Origin of the sequence: Phyllobacterium sp. A18/5-2, from assembly GCF_025452215.1 — a bacterium.
Lineage (GTDB): Bacteria > Pseudomonadota > Alphaproteobacteria > Rhizobiales > Rhizobiaceae > Phyllobacterium > Phyllobacterium sophorae.
The window spans coordinates 570,633-591,347 of sequence record NZ_CP104967.1; the positions used below are offsets into that span (position 1 = coordinate 570,633).

17 protein-coding genes and 2 pseudogenes are annotated in these 20,715 nt (G+C 57.2%); 13 read left to right on the top strand and 6 right to left on the bottom strand.

Going from position 1 to position 20,715, the window contains the following annotated elements; translation table 11 throughout:
• Positions 1-1,191: 1,191 nt before the first annotated feature.
• Together repA and repB are read left to right on the top strand one after the other, a co-directional pair.
• Positions 1,192-2,466 carry a plasmid partitioning protein RepA gene (gene repA / locus N8E89_RS21295; RefSeq protein WP_262263279.1) on the top strand — a complete coding sequence of 425 codons (1,275 nt, stop codon included), beginning with the start codon at positions 1,192-1,194 and terminating at the stop codon, positions 2,464-2,466.
• 9 nt (positions 2,467-2,475) lie between these two features.
• Complete coding sequence (gene repB / locus N8E89_RS21300; protein WP_262263115.1) at positions 2,476-3,543, top strand: plasmid partitioning protein RepB; 1,068 nt, start codon at positions 2,476-2,478, stop codon at positions 3,541-3,543.
• Between the two features lie 337 nt (positions 3,544-3,880).
• Here repB and N8E89_RS21305 read toward each other — a convergent pair whose 3' ends face one another.
• From N8E89_RS21305 to N8E89_RS21325, 5 genes are read right to left on the bottom strand one after another with little or no spacing between them, the layout of a single operon-like run.
• Entirely contained in the window at positions 3,881-4,939 is a 1,059-nt protein-coding gene (locus N8E89_RS21305) for a D-TA family PLP-dependent enzyme (protein WP_262263116.1), read from the bottom strand.
• 3 nt (positions 4,940-4,942) lie between these two features.
• Positions 4,943-5,314, bottom strand: coding sequence for a MurR/RpiR family transcriptional regulator (locus tag N8E89_RS21310; protein ID WP_315975735.1), 372 nt, complete (start codon positions 5,312-5,314; stop codon positions 4,943-4,945).
• Entirely contained in the window at positions 5,241-5,825 is a 585-nt protein-coding gene (locus N8E89_RS21315) for a MurR/RpiR family transcriptional regulator (RefSeq protein ID WP_262263118.1), read from the bottom strand. Before N8E89_RS21315 ends, N8E89_RS21310 begins: the two co-directional genes overlap by 74 nt.
• A gap of 7 nt (positions 5,826-5,832) precedes the next feature.
• Positions 5,833-6,900 (bottom strand): ABC transporter ATP-binding protein, encoded by a 1,068-nt coding sequence (locus N8E89_RS21320; protein ID WP_262263119.1) that lies wholly within the window; start codon positions 6,898-6,900, stop codon positions 5,833-5,835.
• Position 6,901: 1 nt separating this feature from the next.
• Positions 6,902-7,693 (bottom strand): SDR family oxidoreductase, encoded by a 792-nt coding sequence (locus tag N8E89_RS21325; protein ID WP_262263120.1) that lies wholly within the window; start codon positions 7,691-7,693, stop codon positions 6,902-6,904.
• A 240-nt stretch (positions 7,694-7,933) separates the two neighbouring features.
• Here N8E89_RS21325 and N8E89_RS21330 point away from each other — a divergent pair, with 240 nt between their 5' ends.
• The 6 genes from N8E89_RS21330 (at position 7,934) to N8E89_RS21355 (ending at position 13,985) form a co-directional block, all read left to right on the top strand.
• The gene (locus N8E89_RS21330; RefSeq protein ID WP_262263121.1) at positions 7,934-9,163 is read left to right on the top strand and encodes an ABC transporter substrate-binding protein; all 1,230 of its coding nucleotides are present in this window, start codon (positions 7,934-7,936) and stop codon (positions 9,161-9,163) included.
• Positions 9,164-9,243: 80 nt separating this feature from the next.
• Positions 9,244-10,113: a carbohydrate ABC transporter permease gene (locus N8E89_RS21335; protein ID WP_262263122.1), complete on the top strand. Its 870-nt coding sequence runs from the start codon at positions 9,244-9,246 to the stop codon at positions 10,111-10,113.
• Positions 10,110-10,934, top strand: a complete 825-nt coding sequence (locus N8E89_RS21340) for a carbohydrate ABC transporter permease (RefSeq protein ID WP_262263123.1) — start codon at positions 10,110-10,112, stop codon at positions 10,932-10,934. The genes N8E89_RS21335 and N8E89_RS21340 overlap by 4 nt, the downstream gene beginning before the upstream one ends.
• Positions 10,935-10,956: 22 nt before the next feature.
• Positions 10,957-11,322 (top strand): RidA family protein, encoded by a 366-nt coding sequence (locus N8E89_RS21345; protein ID WP_262263124.1) that lies wholly within the window; start codon positions 10,957-10,959, stop codon positions 11,320-11,322.
• A gap of 20 nt (positions 11,323-11,342) precedes the next feature.
• On the top strand, positions 11,343-12,812 hold the full coding sequence (locus N8E89_RS21350; RefSeq protein ID WP_262263125.1) for a M81 family metallopeptidase: 1,470 nt from the start codon (positions 11,343-11,345) through the stop codon (positions 12,810-12,812).
• 570 nt (positions 12,813-13,382) lie between these two features.
• A complete protein-coding gene (locus N8E89_RS21355; protein ID WP_262263126.1) occupies positions 13,383-13,985 on the top strand; it encodes a general stress protein in 603 nt (200 codons plus the stop codon).
• Between the two features lie 298 nt (positions 13,986-14,283).
• Here the strand turns inward: N8E89_RS21355 and N8E89_RS21360 are convergent.
• Positions 14,284-15,118, bottom strand: a pseudogene (locus tag N8E89_RS21360) (phytanoyl-CoA dioxygenase family protein).
• 420 nt (positions 15,119-15,538) lie between these two features.
• Between N8E89_RS21360 and N8E89_RS21365 the strand changes: the two are divergent.
• The 5 genes and pseudogenes from N8E89_RS21365 to N8E89_RS21385 all read left to right on the top strand — a co-directional run bounded on the left by N8E89_RS21365 (position 15,539) and on the right by N8E89_RS21385 (position 20,706).
• Positions 15,539-16,312 carry a FadR/GntR family transcriptional regulator gene (locus N8E89_RS21365; protein ID WP_262263127.1) on the top strand — a complete coding sequence of 258 codons (774 nt, stop codon included), beginning with the start codon at positions 15,539-15,541 and terminating at the stop codon, positions 16,310-16,312.
• Positions 16,309-17,497, top strand: a pseudogene (locus N8E89_RS21370) (PLP-dependent transferase). The gene N8E89_RS21365 and the pseudogene N8E89_RS21370 overlap by 4 nt, the downstream one beginning before the upstream one ends.
• A 36-nt stretch (positions 17,498-17,533) precedes the next feature.
• Complete coding sequence (locus N8E89_RS21375) at positions 17,534-18,805, top strand: ABC transporter substrate-binding protein (protein WP_262263280.1); 1,272 nt, start codon at positions 17,534-17,536, stop codon at positions 18,803-18,805.
• A gap of 120 nt (positions 18,806-18,925) precedes the next feature.
• Positions 18,926-19,858 carry a carbohydrate ABC transporter permease gene (locus N8E89_RS21380; RefSeq protein ID WP_106665349.1) on the top strand — a complete coding sequence of 311 codons (933 nt, stop codon included), beginning with the start codon at positions 18,926-18,928 and terminating at the stop codon, positions 19,856-19,858.
• A complete protein-coding gene (locus N8E89_RS21385) occupies positions 19,858-20,706 on the top strand; it encodes a carbohydrate ABC transporter permease (protein ID WP_106665348.1) in 849 nt (282 codons plus the stop codon). Before N8E89_RS21380 ends, N8E89_RS21385 begins: the two co-directional genes overlap by 1 nt.
• Positions 20,707-20,715 lie beyond the last annotated feature (9 nt).

The window sequence follows — 20,715 nt, forward strand, 5'->3', positions numbered from 1 at the left end:
CGGTCGTCCCGGCAGACGACTTAAATAGTGTTTGCGCCAAGCTGGGGAAGGATTGGCAAGGACGGAATTGACGCCCGCTCCACTTCATAACGTTTACCGGTCTGCAGCCGGAATTCCCTCTACAGCCGTAGTGCCGGAACATAACGGTCAGCCGCATGGCAAAAAGAGATCGCTCAAATCCTGACCCTCTAGCGCGAGAAAACCGGCGCTATTAGGAAGGACAAAACATCTATCTCCGCTCTTGCAAGCCTGAGCAACAGGCGACGGTGTTAGTCGACAATTCGATGCCTATCGCATAGACAAAGGCGACGTGGGCAGGCCATCATCCTCAGGGGGCAGTCCGCCAAGGCTTCTTACGCTATTGGCCCGAGAGGATGGTTATGCCGCGATCGCACCGATTAATCGTTTCCGCCTTCCGAAGGAGATCGAAGATTAGCGCCATCAAACTAGCCGCGTTCTACGTGGACGGGACCATTCTGCGCGGCGAAAACATCTGCGGCTGTATCGCGAGGAATATTGGCCGTTCGACGGAAATGGATGCTTTCGAGCTACTCCGCTCGCAAGAGGAAATCGCCGCCGGACGCGAAAACATGCTGGAATGGTACACGCCCTTTGGCAGCGCCAATCTGATCACCCACTTGTCGGAACTCCGTCTAGCTCCAGGCGTCAAAGAAGGATTTGCCCGACTGAAGCATTCAGGGTCAAGATCGCCCTTGTCTCGATCACTTGGAGTTTGCGGTTGGCTGGCTCGCCTCTGAACCATCTCGCATTTTTGGCCGGAAGATAAGGCCAACTATTTGAACTCACTGCTTTCCGAACTAAATCTCGACCGGAACGCCCTCGCAGCGGCAGGCGACTCGCATGGAGTGCCAGGATGGTCTCTTAAGGGCAATTTGGGACTCTTGTTATGCGCCGAACCAGAATATTGGTCTCGTCCGGAATCCAAGACGGTGACGCGTTTGACGTTGACTATAAAGTTCTTGACGCGACTCGGTTCTTTCCCCACGTTGGTTACGGTTTTGAGGGGCATCGAGTGAAATAAGCGTTACACGGGTTTCGCGGTGTTAGTACCGTGATGCGGCGTTAAATTGTTGTCCAGCGTTACCCCTTTGGTTTTTCTATCGAGATCGGCGCATGGTTGCTGCGCCGGTGAGGTTCGACTTAACAGGCGCACAGGATCAACAGGCAGTGATGAATACGCTCCAGCCGAATCAACAGCAACGCGTGCGATTGCCGGGCGCGCCATCCCTGTCTGTTGCCATATCGGCCGACCGGGCAATTGCTGCCGATGCGGAGATACTGTCGGCGCAATTACGAGCCATGCGCAATCGCCTGTTCCCGCCAACGGCGCAGAAGGCCTTGCGCAAATTCACCAGCGGCGAGGCCGCAAAGTTGATCGGTGTCTCTGACGGCTACTTGCGCCAGTTGTCCATTGCGGGCGAGGGACCACAGCCGGAAACCGGAAGTGGTGGTCGCAGGCTCTATGCGTTGGCTGAGATCAATGCGCTGCGCCGCCACTTGGCGGAAGCCGGCGGCGCCAAGGCAAAGACCTATCTGCCGCATCGCGATCCTTCGGCCAACGAACATATGCAGGTCATCGCGGTTACAAATTTTAAAGGCGGGTCAGGAAAGACGACAACCAGCGCTCATCTTGCTCAGCACCTGGCCATGGCGGGCTTGCGGGTTCTTGCCGTCGATCTCGACCCCCAGGCGTCGATGTCAGCGCTGTTTGGTTATCAGCCGGAGCTGGACCTTACCGGTAATGACACGCTTTATGGGGCGATCCGTTATGATGGCGAGCGTTGCCCTTTGCGTGACATTATCTGCAAGACCTATTTCGATGGCCTTGACCTCATTCCGGGCAATCTGGAGCTACAGGAATTTGAACATACCACGCCACAAATGTTGGCCGACCGCCAGCATGGCGCGCAGCAAAGTGTTGAACAGCAATTGTTCTTCGCACGTGTCCAGGCTGCCCTGGACACGGTGGCAGGCGACTATGATGTCGTTGTTATCGATTGTCCGCCACAACTCGGGTTCCTGACGCTTTCAGCGCTTTGCGCGGCAACGTCGGTTCTGGTGACAGTTCATCCGCAAATGCTCGACGTGGCGTCCATGAGCCAGTTCCTGTTCATGACAGCGGATCTTCTCACCGTCGTACGCGAGGCGGGCGGTGAACTCAATTTCGACTTCATGCGCTATCTTATCACCCGTTTCGAACCGAATGACGCCCCGCAGCAACAGATCGCCGGCTTCCTGCGATCCCTGTTCGGTGACCGTGTGCTGACGTCTTCGGTAGTGAAATCGACTGCTTTTTCTGACGCGGGCCTGACCAAGCAGACACTTTACGAAGTATCCCGTGATAGTTTCACCCGCGCGACCTATGACCGTGCGATTGAATCGCTGACATCAGTCAATTCTGAAATTCAAGGCCTTATCTTCAAGGCTTGGAACAGGCGGGGGTGAGGAGCGAGGATGGCAGACAAGAACCGCAGGGATCAGCTCAGGGCACTGTTTGAAACAGTCGAGACATCGCCCACTTTCACGCAAAGACAAGCCGACAACGCTGCGCCCATTGAACGCAATGCTTCCCTTCAAACGCCGAAGCCGAGGTCGGCTTCGGGCGCGGTCAAGGCTATGGGCCTGTCACTTGGTGGTATTTCGCAGGAAATCGAGGATGCACGCCGGTTGAAGGAAAGTTTCGAAGGCACGGAGCGTGTGGTCGATATCGATCCGCGATTGGTGGAAAGCTCGTTCATCGAGGACCGGCTCAGCCACGACACCGGACTTGATGAAGGTTTTGAGAAACTGGTCGAGAGCATCAGGCTGAACGGCCAGCAGGTGCCTATCCTGGTTCGGCCGCATCCACAAAAGCAAGGGTTTTATCAAAGCGCTTATGGTCATCGCCGCCTGCGGGCCGCTGCCCGGGTTGCAAAACCGGTGCAGGCTATTGTCCGCGACCTGACCGACGTGCAACTGGTTCTGGCGCAGGGTAAAGAAAACACCGAGCGGCGCGATCTTTCATTCATCGAGCGCGCGTTCTTTGCCCGCAATCTCGTCGAGCGTGGCTTTGAACGAGGGCTGGTGCAGGACGCACTTTCCCTCGACAAAGCGGAGATGACGCGGTTTTTGCAAGTGGCCGCGGCAGTTCCGGCACCGATTGTGCGCGCCATCGGCCCGGCTCCGAAAATCGGGCGGCCGCGATGGGTCAGATTTGCCGAGATGCTCAAATCCGACAATGCGCACCAAGCAGCGTTGGAGGAGATTGCCCTTGATGGTTTCAAGGCGGCAGACAGCAATTCGCGCTTCAATAGGATTTTCGAACGGCTGCTAAAACAGGCAGCACCCGCGGCGGCGCGGGAAGTGAAGGGTATCATCCAGGACAGCACGGGCGTCAAAGTAAGCGCTCTCGCGCAATTGCATTTGGACAAAGGAAGACATGTTCTCGCCTTTGCTGAGCATGCGCCGAACGGTTTTGCGGAATATGTCGCATCGGAACTCGAGACGCTTTTGGATCGCTTTGAAAGCCGGCGGCGAAGTTGAGTCGCTTTTCCGTTTTGCAAGGTTAGCAAACGGGAAGAGACAAGGACTTCTTCGAGAAAAAAAGGCTCCAGAACATCAGCGCTCTTCATGCCATTTTCAATGAAGCAGTTCAAAAGGCCCAAGCACGTCAATCCCTTTTTTCCGAATCGCCAGTTTGGTCAACGCGCTGGCAGATCGTCGCGCAGATGGCGATTGCGCAACTTGCAAAGGGGGTCCCGCAACGTTTGGTTGGCAAAGCTGGCCGTCTCCCGCCCTTGGCCGGGACTGCTTTGGCCCTTTCGATGCAAGCGGCGCACTTCGTGCCAAGGTCGAGGCAACATACCTGACTGTTAACTGTCTAATCGACACGGCCGCGCGCGGCAACGCGTGCACGCTCAATGATTTCGTCACCGGAAATGAGGATGACTTCATCAAAGAGGTTTGAGACCACACAGCAATGGTTGGGAATGACGCGAAGGCGATCGCCGACCTTTGGCTTGGAGGCGCACGCACCAAGGTCAATCACCCCATGTTCTTCGCTGAGCGAGGTAATCACCGCATCCGGATAGTCTGTGATGCGCCCGAATCCTTCCAGACCCAAAGTATCGCTGGTGAGGGCTTTTGAGCCGGCATCAATAACTGCGCGGTTTTCCGTCGGCCGGCTGACAACGGTTGCAAGCACCGTCAATGCACAATCATCCCAAGTACCGACCCCTTTAGACACCTGAAATCGATCCAGATAAATATAGGTGCCCGGGCGATGCTCCGTGGCACTTGTCACTTCGTGTGCCCGCCACATATCCGGCGAGCCGCCATTAGAAATGATGCGGGGATCAAGCCCCGCATCACGCGCCATTTTTTTCGCTACACACAGGAACGCTTCAGTTTGCGTAATCGAACCGGTCTTTGGAAAGGTCATGAAGCCGGCAAAGCTCAAACCGTCGGACCCATCCACCAGCTTGGCCAATGCCAGCGCTTCATCGGGCGTCTGGACACCACAGCGGCCCATACCGGTATCGCACTCGATGAGAACAACAAGAGGTTTCGTGCTGTTCTTGAAGGCCTCGGCGAGGCCCTGGATGGCCACGTCGCTATCGGCCGTAACGGCAATTTTTATGCGTGCGTTTAGCGCGACGAGGCGATCGAGCTTGGCATGTCCGACGATGTTATAGGGAAGGAAAATGTCGGTGATGCCCGCATCGGCCATGACCTCGGCCTCTCCCAGCTTCTGGCAGGTGATGCCGACTGCACCAAGTTCTACTTGCCGTTTGGCAAAGCGTGGCAGTTTGTGCGTCTTGATATGCGGGCGCACGGCAAGCTGGTGACCGTTGGCATAGCGCTGGAAGCGCTGCAGATTGGCTTCAACGCGATCGACATCGATCAGAACAGCAGGCGTATCAACGTCAGAAAGTTTCACGGTCTAGTCTCCAAGTGGAAGGTTAGGCGCATCGCTCTTATGCATGCCCTGAAGGTTCTTGATGCGGCGCATCCGCTCGACGGCAGGCGCCCCGACCTTTTCGGCAATCGTCATTGCCAGCATATCGGTCAGGGCGAGCAAAGCATAGCGCGCCGGCGAGGGCCGGTACACATTGGTGCCCTCATCCACATGGAACGGCAGGACGAGTTCGGCGGTGCGTGCCAATGAGGAGTTGGGCGCGGTGAAGACGATTGTCCTTGCCCCGTAACGCCCGGCAATCGTGACCGCTTCGATCAAGGGTTTAACCTCTCCGGAAAGTGAGTAGGCGACGATGACCGTTTCCTTGTTGCTGATTGCAGCGGTCATCTGCTGCATCTCGCCGTCGGTATGTGACGACGCCAGGATTCCTGAGTCGAAACAACCGGTTTTCCAGTTCGGTCGCCGCCATGGAGGAGGAGCCGCCGGAACCATAAGCCCGGACCATTGCGGCCTGCACCACGATCGTTGCGGCGCGGTCAAGATCGTCGTGATTGATCAGTTTGCCGACCCTTTCAATCGCATCCCGAGCGCCTTGAGTGATTATCCCCGGAACCCCGCTCCCCCCGTTCTCCGGAGAGGGAGTGGCAACTATGAACCGTCCGGCAATGGCGAGTGATTGCGCAAGCCTTACCTTGAACTGGCGTGTGCCTTCAAAGCCGAGCATCCGGTAGAAACGGGTGATGGTCGGCTCGCTCACCCCAGCTTTCTCCGCCAGTCTTTCGATCGATGCATGCGTGGCAAATTCAGCGTCCGACAGGATCGCCGCTGCAACCCGTTGGTCTGATCGCAGCCCGCTATCGGCTATTTCTCTCAGTCGGGCGACGATGTCGAAATGGGGGGATTCCATGGTAAAATCAGATCCGGATTCCTGTTGCGCGGTCAAAGACATGCACCTTTGCTGGATCGGTCGTCAGCAGCAGCTGACTTCCGGGCTCCGGTGCAACGCGGTCGCGAAAGACACAGCGCACACCCACGCCCGCGATGGTGCCAAAAATATGTGTTTCCGAGCCCGTCGGTTCGACCACAGCGACCCGATACGGGAAACTTTCAGCGTTGTCAGCCAGCCGGTAGTGTTCGGGACGAATGCCAATCTCAATTTCCTGGCCCGACGCTGCGCTCGTCTCACTGACGGGTATGGTAAATCCATCATGGGTCCGCATCCGGGGCGCGCCATCGCCGCGCTCCAGCGTGCCGGGAATGAAATTCATGGCCGGTGATCCAAGGAACCCGGCGACGAACTTGTTGACCGGTTTGTCGTAAAGCTCCAGTGGCGAGCCGGACTGTTCGATGCAGCCGCCATTCATGACGACGATGCGGTCCGCCATTGTCATGGCCTCGATCTGGTCATGCGTGACATAAACCATCGTGGTCTTCAATTGCTGATGCAGTGCCTTCAATTCCGTCCGCATCTGCACGCGCAACTTGGCGTCAAGGTTGGAAAGCGGTTCATCGAACAGGAACAGGTCGGGCTCGCGTACGATCGTGCGGCCCATGGCGACGCGCTGGCGCTGGCCGCCGGAGAGCTGGCGGGGCAGGCGATCGAGATAATCATGGAGATTGAGCGTTTGCGCCGCCTTGTTGACCTTGGCGTCAATCATGCCCCTCGCTTCGCCCCGTATTTTCGGACCAAAGCCGATATTCTTGCGGGTGGTCATATGCGGAAACAGCGCATAGCTCTGGAACACCATGGAAATATTGCGCTGCTGTGGCGCCAGTCCGTTCGACAGACGATCACCGATCCACAATTCGCCCGAGGAAATCTCGTCAAGACCGGCGATCATGCGCAAGAGTGTGGACTTGCCGCAACCCGAGGGGCCAATGAGAACCAGAAACTCGCCGTCGCGAACGTCAAGGTCGATGCCGTGGAGTACATTCATGGCGCCATAGGATTTCACCAGCTGTTTGATCTGCAGTCCGGCCATGTCAGTTTCCCCCTGCAAGAATTTCATTGATGAAACGCAGATTGCCGGCCGTCAGTCCCGCATCCACCGCGAGTGCTGTCCCGGTGATCCCCGAAGCGGCAGATGACGCCAGGAAAAGCGTGGCCTGCGCCACTTCCTGCGGCGTTACCATGCGCCCCAGCGGATAGTGCGGCAATAGTTTTTCCACAAGCTCCGGCTTCCCTTGCAATCGGTGATCCCAGGCCGGCGTCCGGACAGAGCCCGGACAAATCGCATTGGCCCTGATTCCGTAGCGTCCGCGTTCCACTGCGAGCGCTTTCACATAGGAAATCAACCCGGCCTTGGCGGCAGAGTAGGCGGGATTGCCGAAATAGCTGAGACCATTGACCGAGGATATGAAAACCACATTGCCGCTGCCGCGCTCGCTCATGGCGTTGACAACCGGTGCAGTCACGTGGAACGCGCCGTTCAGATTGATTGCGATCTCCCGCTCCCAGACCTCATCATCGACCTCATCAAGCGTTTCGCCGCGCGTAAAGCCTGCGTTGTTGATCAGCACATCGGGTGTGCCATGGGTTTTGATGAAATCGCTGACAACGTCATGGACTTCAGTTCGGTCAGCCAGATCGAAAACAAGCCGATTTGCGAGTGGCAATGGCTCCATGGGAACGAGATGCTGATCGGCCCCGGAGATAATCGCTCCCGCAGCATGAAAAGCTGTGATGAGCGCCTGTCCGATCCCGCCACCGGCACCGGTAATGAGCACATGTTTGTCTTTGAGACCAAAGAAATCGTTGAAACCTGAAGTGGTCATGGAACTGGCCTGCATGATGTTGATGTACGAGCTGCGCCCGCTTGCCGTCAGCTAAAGGCGTGTCATGAAAAAAAGCAACACAAAAAACTTGGCCGCGGGCGAAATACTGACTTGCATGAAACTAAATTACATTTGATGATAATGCGTCGGTTGAAGGCGCTTGCCGGGAAAAGTTGGAGAATTCCCTGATGGCGTCAGAAAAAGTGCTGCCTGCGTGCAGCTGGAACAAGGGGATTGAACATGACAATCAAACAGAAATTATGTTTTCTCGCTGGAGCAAGTCTAATCGCGTTCAGCACGAGCGCCTTTGCTGAAAGTACAGTGCGGGTCACCATCGCCGAATACAGCAAGGGCACAGGCCCTTATTTCGAAGAAGCCGCCAAGGCTTTCGAAGCGGCGAACCCCGACACCAAGATCCAGATCGAGGTCGTGCCATGGGACAGTTTGCAGCAAAAGCTCACCACAGATATTTCCGCTGGCGCCAACGCGGATCTTTCCATCATCGGCACACGCTGGCTGCTCGACTATGTCAAGGAAGGCATCGTCGCCCCGCTGGATGAGAACATCACGCCCGAGTTCAAGGCCCGCTTTATCGATACATTCCTCACGCCCTCGGTCATGGATGGCAAGGTCTACGGTCTGCCGATTGCAGCCTCGGCCCGCGCCATGTATTACAACAAGGATATTTTCGCCAAGGCAGGCATTGATACGCCGCCGGCGACCTGGGCCGATTTCAAGGTTGACGCGGAAAAGATCAAGAAGCTTGGCGCAGAGACCTATGCTTTCGGCCTTCAGGGCAAGGAAATCGAGACAGACGTCTATTTCTACTATGGCATGTGGTCGAATGGCGGCGAGATCGTCAAGGACGGCAAATCAGGCCTCGATTCACAGGCGGCCATCGATACCGCGAAGCTTTACAAGAGCTTCATCGACGCGGGCATGACCCAGCCCGGCGTTACCTCCTACTCCCGAGAGGATGTGCAAAACCTGTTCAAGCAGGGAAAGGTCGCGACCGTGATCACCGCGCCGTTCCTGTCCAACCAGATCAAGAGCGAAGCACCTGACCTGAAATATGGTGTTGCGCCCATCCCGGCAGGCCCGAACGGTGACAAGGGTACCTATGGCGTCACAGACTCCATCGTGCTCTTCGAGAATTCGAAGAACAAGGAAGCGGCGTGGAAGTTCCTGGATTTCCTTTTCACCACCGAACAGCGCACGAAATTCGACAAGATCGAAGGGTTCCTGCCGGTCAATGCGGAAGAATCCAAGGACCCCTATTTTGCCGACAACGCTGACTTGAAGGTCTTCACCTCCTTGCTGCCAAACGCCCGCTTCGCGCCGGTTATTCCCGGCTGGGAGGACATCGCGCAGACGACCTCGAACGCTATCCAGAAGATCTATCTGGGCCAGGGCGAGGCTGAGGCGACTTTGAAAGAAGCCGCTGCAAAGATCAACGAAACGCTGAAATAGGGCCGACAAAGGAGGGCGGCTTTGCCGCTCTCCGCCAGGTCTTTCAGTGTCCATCATCTCCAGGCAAGGAACGCACGCCGATGCAACGGGCTGCAGCTCCCTATATTCTCATCCTGCCAAGCTTTCTGCTGGCGGCGGCCATCATTCTCTGGCCGCTCAAGGAGATCGTCTCGCTGTCACTGCACGATGTGAACAGGTTCGGGATGTTGCGCGATTTTATTGGGATGGAGCATTTTCGCGTGCTGTTTGCCGATCCTGATTTCATTGCCGCCACATGGCGCACGCTCGTCTGGACTGCGGCAGTTGTGCTGGGAACATTGATCGTTTCAGTGCCGATCGCGCTCATTCTCAACGAGGATTTCTACGGTCGCGGCGTCGCCCGCATCCTGATCATGCTGCCCTGGGCGATCTCGCTGACCATGACTGCTGTGGTGTGGCGCTGGGCACTTAACGGTGAAAGCGGCATGCTCAATTCAGCCTTGCGCGGTCTTGGCGCGATCAACACCAATATCCAATGGTTGGCGCAGGCCTCCACAGCATTTCCAATTCAGGTTCTCATTGGCATCCTCGTTTCGGTGCCGTTTACCGTCACCATCTTCCTTGGCGGCCTCTCCTCTGTGCCAGACGACCTTTACGAGGCGGCGGCGACGGAAGGGGCTGGGACATGGGACCAGTTCCGTCTGATCACGCTGCCGCTGCTCAGGCCCTTCATCAATATCGCCTTCGTCCTGAACACCATCTATGTGTTCAATTCTTTCCCGATTATCTGGGCGACAACAGGCGGTGGACCTGCCAATTCCACCGACATTCTGGTTACCTATCTCTACAAGGTCGGTTTTCGGCTCGGCAAACTCGGCGAGGCCGCCGCAGTATCGCTGATCATGTTCGCAATTCTTCTGATCTTCACGATTATCTATGTGCGGCTTGCCATGCGCGAGGCGAAGGCATGAGCAGGAAATTGAAACTCTCGATCCTGTTCTGGCTTTTTCTGTCGCCGATCGTCGTCGTGATCCTGTTTCCCTATGCGGTGATGACCATTACGTCACTGAAATCCGCAACCGAGGTGCTCAACCCCAATTGGTGGCTCTCCGAATTGCATTGGCAGAACTTTCCCGAGATGTGGCGGACCTCGGGCATTGCCGAGGCTTTGGCCAATTCACTCTACGTTTCGACCCTGACGACCACTTTGACGACCCTTGTCTCGATCCCCGCCGCCTACGCGCTCAGCCGCTATCAGTTTACCGGGCGCGACGCGTTCCGCCAATTCCTGTTGGTCTCGCAGATGCTTTCGCCGATTGTCCTTGTCATCGGCCTGTTTCGGCTGGTAGCCGGCGTCGGCATGATCGACAGTCTCAACGTGCTGGTCGTGATCTACACGGCGTTCAACATCGCCTTCTGCGTGTGGATGCTGCAAAGTTATTTTTCCACTATACCGCGGGATCTTGAGGAAGCTGCATGGATGGAGGGGGCAAATCGATGGCGCACCCTCATTACCGTGTTCCTGCCCCTTGCGGTCCCCGCCATGGTCGTCACCGCCATCTTCACATTCATCAATGCCTGGAACGAATTCGTCATCGCATTGACCATGCTGCGCACCGAAGGCACCTATACATTGCCAATCCGTGTCTTTTCGCTGGTGGCAGGGCGTTATACCGTGGACTGGCATTATGTGATGGCTGCGGCTTTCGTGGCTTCGGTGCCCGTTGCCATACTCTTTGCCTGGTTGCAGCGCTATCTGGTGCGCGGACTTGCCATCGGCGCCGTCAAATAATCAGAAAACAAGGACCTTTGTCATGACCAAGCAACATTTTGGATTGTCGCATGTACCGTTGTCGCCGGCCGTGCGGGCTGGAGATTTCATCTACATCTCAGGCCAGGTACCCGTTGGCAGCGAGGGAACGGTGATCATCGGAGGGATAGAAGCCCAGACGAAACAGGTGATGGAGAATATAAAGTCCGCGCTGGCACTGGCGGGTGCGGAACTTTCCGATGTGGTGAAGACCTTCGTCATTCTTGAGGACGCGCGTGAATTTGCCGCCTTCAACAAGACCTATGCCACCTATTTTCCAGAAAATCCGCCCGCTCGCACCACCATTGAATCCCGGCTGATGATCGACATCAAGATCGAGATCGAAGCCATCGCCCATAAGCCCCTGTGAACCCAGTGTGAAAGCCTACCATGCGCATTTTTACCGCCTCTCTCGCGACCGAAACCAATACCTTCTCCCCAGTGCCCACGGATCGCGCCAGCTTCGAAATGGCGTTCTATGCGGCGCCGGGCGAGCATCCGGAAACGCCGACCTTGTGCTCGGCGCCCATGGTGGTGCTTCGGAGCCGGGCGAAAGCGGAAGGCTTCGAACTGGTCGAGGGTACGGCAACCTGGGCGGAGCCGGGCGGACTTTTGCAACGGCGGGCCTATGAAGGTTTGCGTGACGAGATCCTTGGCCAGTTGCAGGCGGCATTGCCGGTTGATGCCGTGATCCTTGGTCTGCATGGTGCCATGGTGGCGCAGGGGTATGATGATTGCGAGGGTGATTTGCTTGAGCGGGCCCGCGGCATTGTCGGCCCCCATGTCCTCATTGCCTCGGAGCTTGATCCGCACAGTCATCTCACCCGCAAGCGCGTCGACAACGCCAATATTCTGGCCGCCTTTCTTGAGTTTCCGCATACGGATTTCTACGAGCGCGGCGAGCACGTCGTCGACCTTGCCCTTAGAACCCTTAAAGGTGAAATAAAGCCGGTAATTTCTACTTTCGATTGTCGCATGATCGGCGTGTATCCGACGAGCCGCGAGCCGATGCGCTCCTATATTGATCGGCTGAAAGCGCTGCAGGGTCATGATGGAATCCTCTCTGTCTCGCTCATCCATGGCTTCATGGCGGGCGATGTTCCGGAGCTGGGCACACAACTCATGGTCATCACCGACAATGACGCCAAAAAGGGGGTCCGACTCGCCGAAAAACTCGGCATGGAGCTGTTTGCATTGCGCGGCACGACCGCGATGCCGATGCTCGACACGGAAGCCGGACTGGACAAGACGGTTGCGCTCGTTGCGACGAACCCGGGCAAGCCGGTCGTGGTTGCAGATGTCTGGGACAATCCGGGCGGCGGCGTCGCAGGCGACGGTACGCTAATCCTGCGGCGGATCATAGAGCGGGGTATCGGCAACGTTGCCGTAGCGACGATCTGGGACCCGATCGCAGTGACGTTCTGCCTCGCAGCGGGCGAGGGTGCACTTATCCAGCTGCGTTTTGGCGGTAAAGCGGGGCCCGATGGCGGCGCGCCTATTGATGCTCGCGTCGAGGTCCTTCGGACCGTGGAGGAAGGTTGGCAGAGCTTTGGCAAGAGCCGCGTCACACTCGGACCTGCGGCGGTCGTTCGTCTGGAAGGCACGGATATCGAGGTGATCCTCAACACCAATAGGACGCAGACATTCGAACCCGATATTTTCTCCAATGTCGGTATTGATCTGCGGTCGAAGGAGATCCTGCTGGTCAAGTCCACCAATCATTTCCACGCGGGTTTCGAGCCGGTTGCAGCCGAGATCATCTATATCGATGCGGGTGCGCCCTATCCATCTGATCCCAAGAAAACCGACTACCGCAAACTGTCGCGCGAAATCTGGCCAAGGGTGGAAATGCCTTTCTGAATGTCAAAGTACGGCGGTCAAAGCGTCGTCGTCGGCAGGTATGCAATCGCGTCGACAGGGCCTTGCGGCCTTTGCTTTGCGGCGGCAGCAAGAGCTCACAGGATAGCCCTGCTTTGCTGCCGCTTAGCGTGCAGACGTACTGCCCGGCTGGTGCGGCCGGCAGCGAGATAATGATCCGCCTCGATATCGAGAGTGAACATTGTGCGGGCCTTGCATCGCTTCGGCGATGTTCTCCCTCGGAGGGAGGAAGCACCGTCCACGCGCCGCAATGACCTCATCAACCGGATGGCGTCTGGTTGCTCCGCCAGAGCCAAAGATCAGCCGCGCGGGGTTGCAGCAGCGCCTGGGTGACCGTCGATGCACAAGGCATTGCCAAATTGAATTGATCATCCACTGCACGAGGGCGGCGACAAACGCGCTCTCGGCGTGCGGAACGTAGCGCCAGGCAGTTGGTTACTATGATAGCGGAATGTTGCCAAAGGCAAAGGCATCCGTCCCGATAGGAGGGTGAAAAGCTCTCTTAGGGGACACTCGATTGGCGCGTTCACAGGAAACACCAGGAGGTTCAAAATGCAAACGCTAAGTGGTCTATACGACAACTACGGCGATGCCCGAGCTGTGGTCAGAGAGCTTGAGGATGTCGGAATATTGTCTTCCAACATCAGCATTGTCGGTCGCGGTGCTGTGGCCAATGAGACCAATGCTGCGCAGGGCGCAGCCGCGGGTGCTGGCGTTGGAGCTGTCGCCGGAGGCACGGGCGGGCTCCTTGCCGGGCTGGGTATGATCGCCATTCCAGGCGTGGGCCCCGTGGTGGCAGCAGGATGGCTCCTCGCCACCATTGCGGGAGCGGCCGCTGGTGCTGTAGCGGGAGGTGCTGCCGGCGGCGTCATCGGCTCTCTAACTGATGCAGGCGTCGATGAGGACGAAGCGCATGTTTATGTGGAAGGAATCCGTCGGGGCAGCACCTTGGTATCCGTTCGCGTTGACGAGGATCAGGCGGCAATCGCAAGGTCGATCCTCAAGGACGATACGTTTGCTGATTTTGAAGCGCGCCGGGCCATGTATCATGAAGAGGGTTGGCAGGGATTTGATGAGACGAACCCGGTGTTCACGGAGGAAGAGGTCGCAAGGGAGCGGCAACGCTTGCGCGAATATCGCCAGCAAATGCCGTGAGCGGGGCGGACCGCAGGTCGGCAGGTGGGTCGGCTCGATAATGACCTGATTTTCTGGGTCTATAACGGCTGGCTCGACGAGACCGGAAGGTCCCGATCTCGCCGGCAAAGGGCAGACGATGCGGGTTCCCGATCGCAGGCTCGAGTGTTGGCGAAAGAGGCTCGCCCATACCACAGTTCGCTTAATGTCAGCGCCGCTGCCACAGGCAATTTCATACTGACCGAAACGCGGTGCATTTTACCAGACTTATAGGGATTGTCGTTTGTCTGCGTTTGGGTGCAGGATACGTCCAAGCCTGTTAGACAGGATCGGCTCCCATCACCAATCCTTCAATATCATGCTTTTGGGTCACCGGTACTAACTCATCCACCACCCGGCAGACCAAATGCTTTTTCACCGAATCCGGCAAACTGTCAAAATAGCCCTGGGTGACCATGAGGTCGTGCAGTTGCGCGTGTCCTGCCCCGGGAGCATCGACGCCAAGCACCATGACCGGTCGCGCTATTGGAGATGCATGTTCAGTACCCCTGTGCACAGTCAGCGCCGAACGACAGGAGATATCGCCAAGTTTTGGGAACTTGCGAACAGCTTTGCTCTGAAACACCGGCCAGATATCCTTGCCAGGAAACATCTCGTGCTTCCATTCGCGACCATCGACGTACTGCGTTCCTAGCGCCACTTCGAATGGCCCCATATCCTCGGTCACATCGACGCCGGTCAAGTTAAAGGCCAAAGAGGTAATGCGGCGATCGACATAGGTTTCCGGAGGCGAAGGAAAATCGCGGTGCCATGGTTGAAACTTCGCGCCTTGGAAGGGAACATCAAAACCGATCTCGACGATCTGGTAATCCTTGCCAAGCGCATTTTCGCAAATCGCTGCAACCCAAGGATGCGTTACCAGATCAACGAGATCCTCCAAATTGCTCTGGATGGATTTCGACATACCAGCGCCGCGGGCCCCGTCCTACAGCGCCGCCGGGCCGCTGAATTGCAGACCAAAAGGCCGTCATCATATCTTCACGCATGTTTTCGGCCCACTCGCGGGAAAAAGCCGATTTTTTGCCGACAATTCCATCGGTCTTTAGTATGGCTAAGTCGTGTTGGAGCTCGTCAACGATGAACGGAGTGCCCATAAAACCTCCCAGAATTATTAGTATGGTCGCTTATAATTATGAGTCAATGTGGAGAATGAAACATGCATGCCGCTCTGTGTTGCGATTGGACCAGGCGACCGCCGTGCGCATTTGGGTGCAGCAGTTTCGAATGAGAAAAAAGCCATGGCCAGCGGCAGGGCGGATCCCCGCAAAAGCATGCCCAGCTTGATATGACAGCGATGACAGAAGGTGAGGTCTTTACCCTTCCCCTCGTGGGGGGCCGAAGGCGGGCGAGGCCCGATGTCTCGTGCGCTCGAGGCCGCGCAGCAGCAGGCGGGAGAGCGTACAAAGCGCGAGGACATCCGGTTAAAAGATCGCCTACGCACCACATGCCTGCAATTCTTTTACGAACCAAGCCGAGCATTTGACTCTTTGCCTCTTTCATGCTGAATTGGCACAATGGTCCAACCAATTCTGGTGAAGCGTTTCGTGATAAGCCCGATCCTTTCCCCCGTGCATACACCCTCACGCGACGACGCCGTGTTGCATGCGCTGGTGGATTTCGTGACGAGTGAAGGGTTGAGGCCAGGCGACCGGCTGCCGACCGAACGCGTGCTGGCCGAGCACCTGAAAGTCAGCCGGACGACAGTGCGCGAGGCGTTGACGCGTTGGCAGGAGCTTGGCCTTGTCGAACGGCGCCAGGGCAGCGGTACCTATCTGAAAGCGGCGGTCACGCGCAACATGCTGCATCTGCCACTGACGCTGCCATCGGGCAACGACTTCAACAGCCTGATGCACACGCTGGAAATCCGCCGCGGCCTTGAGGCCGAGGCGGCCGTGCTCAGCGCCGAACGCGCCAGCGATGCGGATATTGCCTTCATTGAGCAGAAACTGATCAAAATGGAGGATGCCTTCCACGCTCGCCATGGCATGTCCGCCGATGAAGACTGGGACTTTCACCTTGCTGTGTTCCGCACCTCCGGCAACCCGCTGTTCGAACAGATTATCGCGGCCATGTATGAGATGTTCCACCGCTTTTGGGAGCATCCGCTTGGCGTACGGGATTTTGGCCATGCCAGCTTTCCCTATCACCGCACCCTTTTCAACGCCATTGCCGCACGTGATCCCATCGGTGCCCGCGCCGAGGCATTGAAATTGATTGCCACCGTCGAGGACGACCTCAAGCGCGGTGCTGCAAACCTGAAAAAGCAGAACAAGAAGAGCCAAGAATGAGCGACAACCCGTATTTCCACGATCAGGACATGATGGCGCAAGCCGCAACGCTGCTTGCCCATGACGAGCCGTTTCCTGGCGGTTCGGTGGTCCCGCCGATCTACCAGACATCGCTCTTCACTTTCGACAATTATGCAGCAATGGCCGATGCTTTTGCGGGACGCAAACGCCAGCCGATGTATTCGCGCGGCGACAATCCGACCGTTATGGAGTTTGAAGCCAAGATCGCAGCGTTGGAAGGTGCCGAAGCCGCCCGCGCCTTCTCCAGTGGCATGGGCGCCATTAGCGCAATGGTTCTCGCCTTTGTCGGGGCCGGGGATCGGATTGTGGCAGTGCGCAATTGCTACGGCGATGCCTACCGGCTGTTCGAGCGGCTGCTGCCGCATCTTGGCATCAAGGTCGATTACGTTGACGGCTCCGATCCGGACGCGGTGGCGGCGGCCTTGCCGGGTGCGAAGATGCTCTATCTCGAAAGCCCAAGCTCGATGATGTTCGAGTTGCAGGACATTGCCCATTATGCACGCCTCGCCAAGCAGCACGGCGTGGTGACCACCATCGACAATTCCTGGGCGACGCCGCTGTTCCAGAAGCCGATCATGCACGGCATCGACCTCGTCATGCATTCGGCCTCCAAATATCTCGGCGGTCACAGCGACACGGTGGCCGGCGTCGTTGCCGGTTCGAAGGAAATGATCGATCAGATCAATGGACGCACCTATTCCTATCTCGGAGCGAAGCTATCGCCCTTTGAAGCCTGGCTGCTCTTGCGCGGGTTGCGCACGCTGACTTTGCGGCTGCCGCATCATATGAAGAGCGGTCTTATCATTGCCGAGCGGCTGAAAGCACACGGCAGCGTCGAGCGGATCATGCATCCGGCCTATTCCAATCATCCGGGAAAGGCGACGGCTCAGCGGCTATTCGGGCCTGTTTTCCTTCGAGGTGAGTAAGGACATCGATGTGCCAACATTCGTCGATGCGCTCCAGATTTTTCGCATCGGCGTCAGCTGGGGCGGTCATGAAAGCCTCGTCGTGCCGGCGCTTGCCTCGTTGCAGCAGACGCCGGATGCAAATTCGATCGGGCGCTTTGGTGTCAGCCCGCGAACCATCCGCCTGCATGTGGGACTCGAAAGTGTAGAGGAGCTTTGGGCGGACCTCACAAATGCACTGACAAAAGCAAAACGCTGAACTTCATAAAATGGGAGCTTTATAATGCAAAAACGAATGGGAACATTTTTGGCAGGCGCAGTTGCCGCGCTGTCCATGACCGTATCGGCGGCTTGCGCCGACGCGACGATCAAGATGGTGGAGGTAATCTCCAGCCCGCCGCGCACCGAGCTTTTGAAGAAGCAGATCGCCAGTTTCGAACAGGCCAATCCGGGCACGAAGGTCGAGCTTGTCTCGCTGCCCTGGGGTCAGGCATTCGAGAAATTCCTGACCATGGTGCAGGCCGGCGACACCCCCGACATCGTCGAGATGCCTGAGCGCTGGATGGGGCTTTACGCCAACAACGGTCAGCTTGAGGATCTCGGGCCCTACATGGCCAAGTGGAAGGATGCAGGAACGCTCGGGGACCGCGCCAAGCAGTTCGGCTCTGTCGTCGACAACAAGCAATACATGATCCCTTACGGCTATTATGTCCGGGCCATGTTCTGGAACAAGAAGCTCTTCGCGCAAGCCGGCCTGAAGGAGGCGCCGAAGACGCTCGATGAATTCATGCAAGCCAACAAGAAGATTTCGGCAATCCAGGGCAAGTATGGCTACTGCCTGCGCGGCGGTCCCGGCGGTTTTAACGGCGTGCAGATGTTCATGAACATTGCCAACGGCAAGGGTGGCTATTTCAACCAGGATGGCACCGCGACGCTCAATGAACCAGGCGCCGTCAAGGGTTTGGAAATGCTCGCCGATATCTACAAGAACGGCTATGCGCCAAAGGACAGCGTCAGCTGGGGTTTCAATGAAGTCGTCACCGGTTTCTACTCCGGGACCTGCGCCATGCTCGACCAGGATCCCGATGCTTTGATCGGCATCGCCGAGAAGATGAAGCCGGAAGATTTCGGTGTCGCACCGCTGCCAACAGGACCGAACGGCAAGTCGTATCCGACACTCGGCTATGCCGGCTGGGCAATGTTCGCCAATTCCAAGGTCAAGGACGAGGCCTGGAAGTTGATGGGCACACTGCTTTCTCCAGCTGACAATTTGGAGTTTGCCAAGAATGTCGGCGTGCTGCCGATCCACAACGGCGCGGACAAGGATCCGTATTTCGGTTCCGAAAGCTTCAAGGGCTGGTTCCAGGAGTTGAGTGATCCGAAGACATTCGAGTTCGTCACGCCGCCGACCCATCTGGAAAATCTCGGTAATTTCTATGACTCGGTTTCGGTCAAGAATTTCCAGGAGGTGCTGCTTGGCCAGAAGGCGCCCAAGGCGGTTGCCGACGAATGGGCCGCGTTCCTCACCGAACAGCAGCAGGCATGGATGGCCAAGAACAAGAAGTAACGTGACTTGCGAGGATGCTCCGGTGCCTTTGCGCCGGAGCATTTTCCTTTGCTTTCACCAGCCAATCAACCGGGTGGCGAAAGACAAGGAAGGCTTTGCCAAAATGAGGGGCCGAAACATATGGTGATGCAATCGACGGCGGCAGGTTTGCCGCAGAACAGCGGAGGCAAGGGTGCCAAGCGGTCCTTTTCGGTCGCATTCGAGCCCTGGCTTTATCTCAGTCCCGGGCTTGTCCTCCTGCTGCTGGTGCTCGTCGTGCCGCTGATCTTCGGCGTGAGCTATTCCTTCCGCAAATTCTCGGCATTCAAATCCGAATATGTCGGTCTGGCGCAATATCAGGCGCTGTTGCACGATCAGGTGCTTGGCCAGGCCTTGATGAACACGCTGTGGTGGACTGTGGCCAGTCTGGTTCTGCAGTTTTTTCTCGGCCTCGGGCTGGCATTGCTCCTTGACCGGGATTTTGCCGGCAAAAAATTCGTCCAGGCAATTGTCTTTCTGCCATGGGCGGTGCCGTCGTTCCTGTCGGGCCTGACCTGGGCCTGGCTGTTCAACCCGATCGTCGGTCCGCTGCCGCATTGGCTCTTTGCGCTTGGCCTGAAAGCTGAGCCAACGAACATTCTGTCAGATCCTGCCACCGCCATGTGGGGCCCGATCATCGCCAATGTCTGGTTCGGCGTTCCCTTCTTTGCCATTACGCTGCTGGCGGCACTGAAATCCATTCCAGGTGAACTGCACGAGGCAGCGGCAATCGACGGCGCCAATCCGTGGCAGCGCTTCACCAAGGTGACACTGCCCTTCCTTGCACCGACCATTGCCATCACGGTGATGTTGCGCACGATCTGGATCGCCACCTTTGCCGACCTCATCTATGTGATGACTGAAGGTGGGCCTGCCGGTTCCACCAATACGGTCGCCACCTATATCTATGTCAGTGCCTTCAAGACGCTCGATAAGGGTTATGCTTCGGCTGTCGCTGTGCTGCTGCTGGCACTACTCATCCTGTACGCGATCGTGCTGATCCGAATTCGCCGCTCGCTTGTGAGGTATTCCTGATGATTGCCGGACGCTCCCGCAACGCGCGCATCCTTGGCGGCATTGGCCTTTACGCCGCCATTGGAGCCTATGTCGTCTTCGCGCTGTTCCCCTTGTTCTGGACGCTGAAGATTTCGGTAACGCCGCAGTCGCTGCTCTATTCGGAGGGCATTACATTTTGGCCTTCGACCGCAACATGGGAAAATTACAAGACCGTGCTGCGCGCAACCGACTTTCCGCGTTACTTCCTCAACAGCGTGATCGTGTCGGTAATCACGGCTCTTTTGGTCACCGTCATCGCCTCGGCCGCTGGCTATGCAATGTCGCGTTTTTCGTTCCACGGCAAGACCACTGTCGCGGTGACGCTACTGCTGACACAGACCTTTCCGCTGGTCATGGTGATACCACCCATATACCGCATCATGGGTCAGCTTGGGCTTACCAACAGCTTGACCGGCCTGATCATCATTTACACAGCCTTCAACATCGCCTTTGCGACCTTCCTCATGCAGTCGTTCTTCGACGGCATTCCCAAGGATCTGGAGGAAGCCGCGATGATCGATGGCTGTAGCCGTAGCCAGGCGCTGCGCAAGGTCATTATTCCGCTGACGCTGCCCGGCATGGGCGCAACGCTAGGCTTCGTCTTTACCGCCGCATGGAGTGAACTGTTGTTCGCGCTGATGCTGATTAGCAGCGACAGTCAGAAAACCTTCGCGGTCGGACTTCTGACGTTCATCGGCAAGTTTGCCGTCGACTGGGGTCAGATGATGGCAGCCTCCGTGCTCGCTCTCATTCCGGCCTGTCTGTTCTTCGCCTTCCTGCAACGCTACCTCGTCACGGGGCTGACCGCCGGTGCAGTGAAGGGCTAACAAAGGATC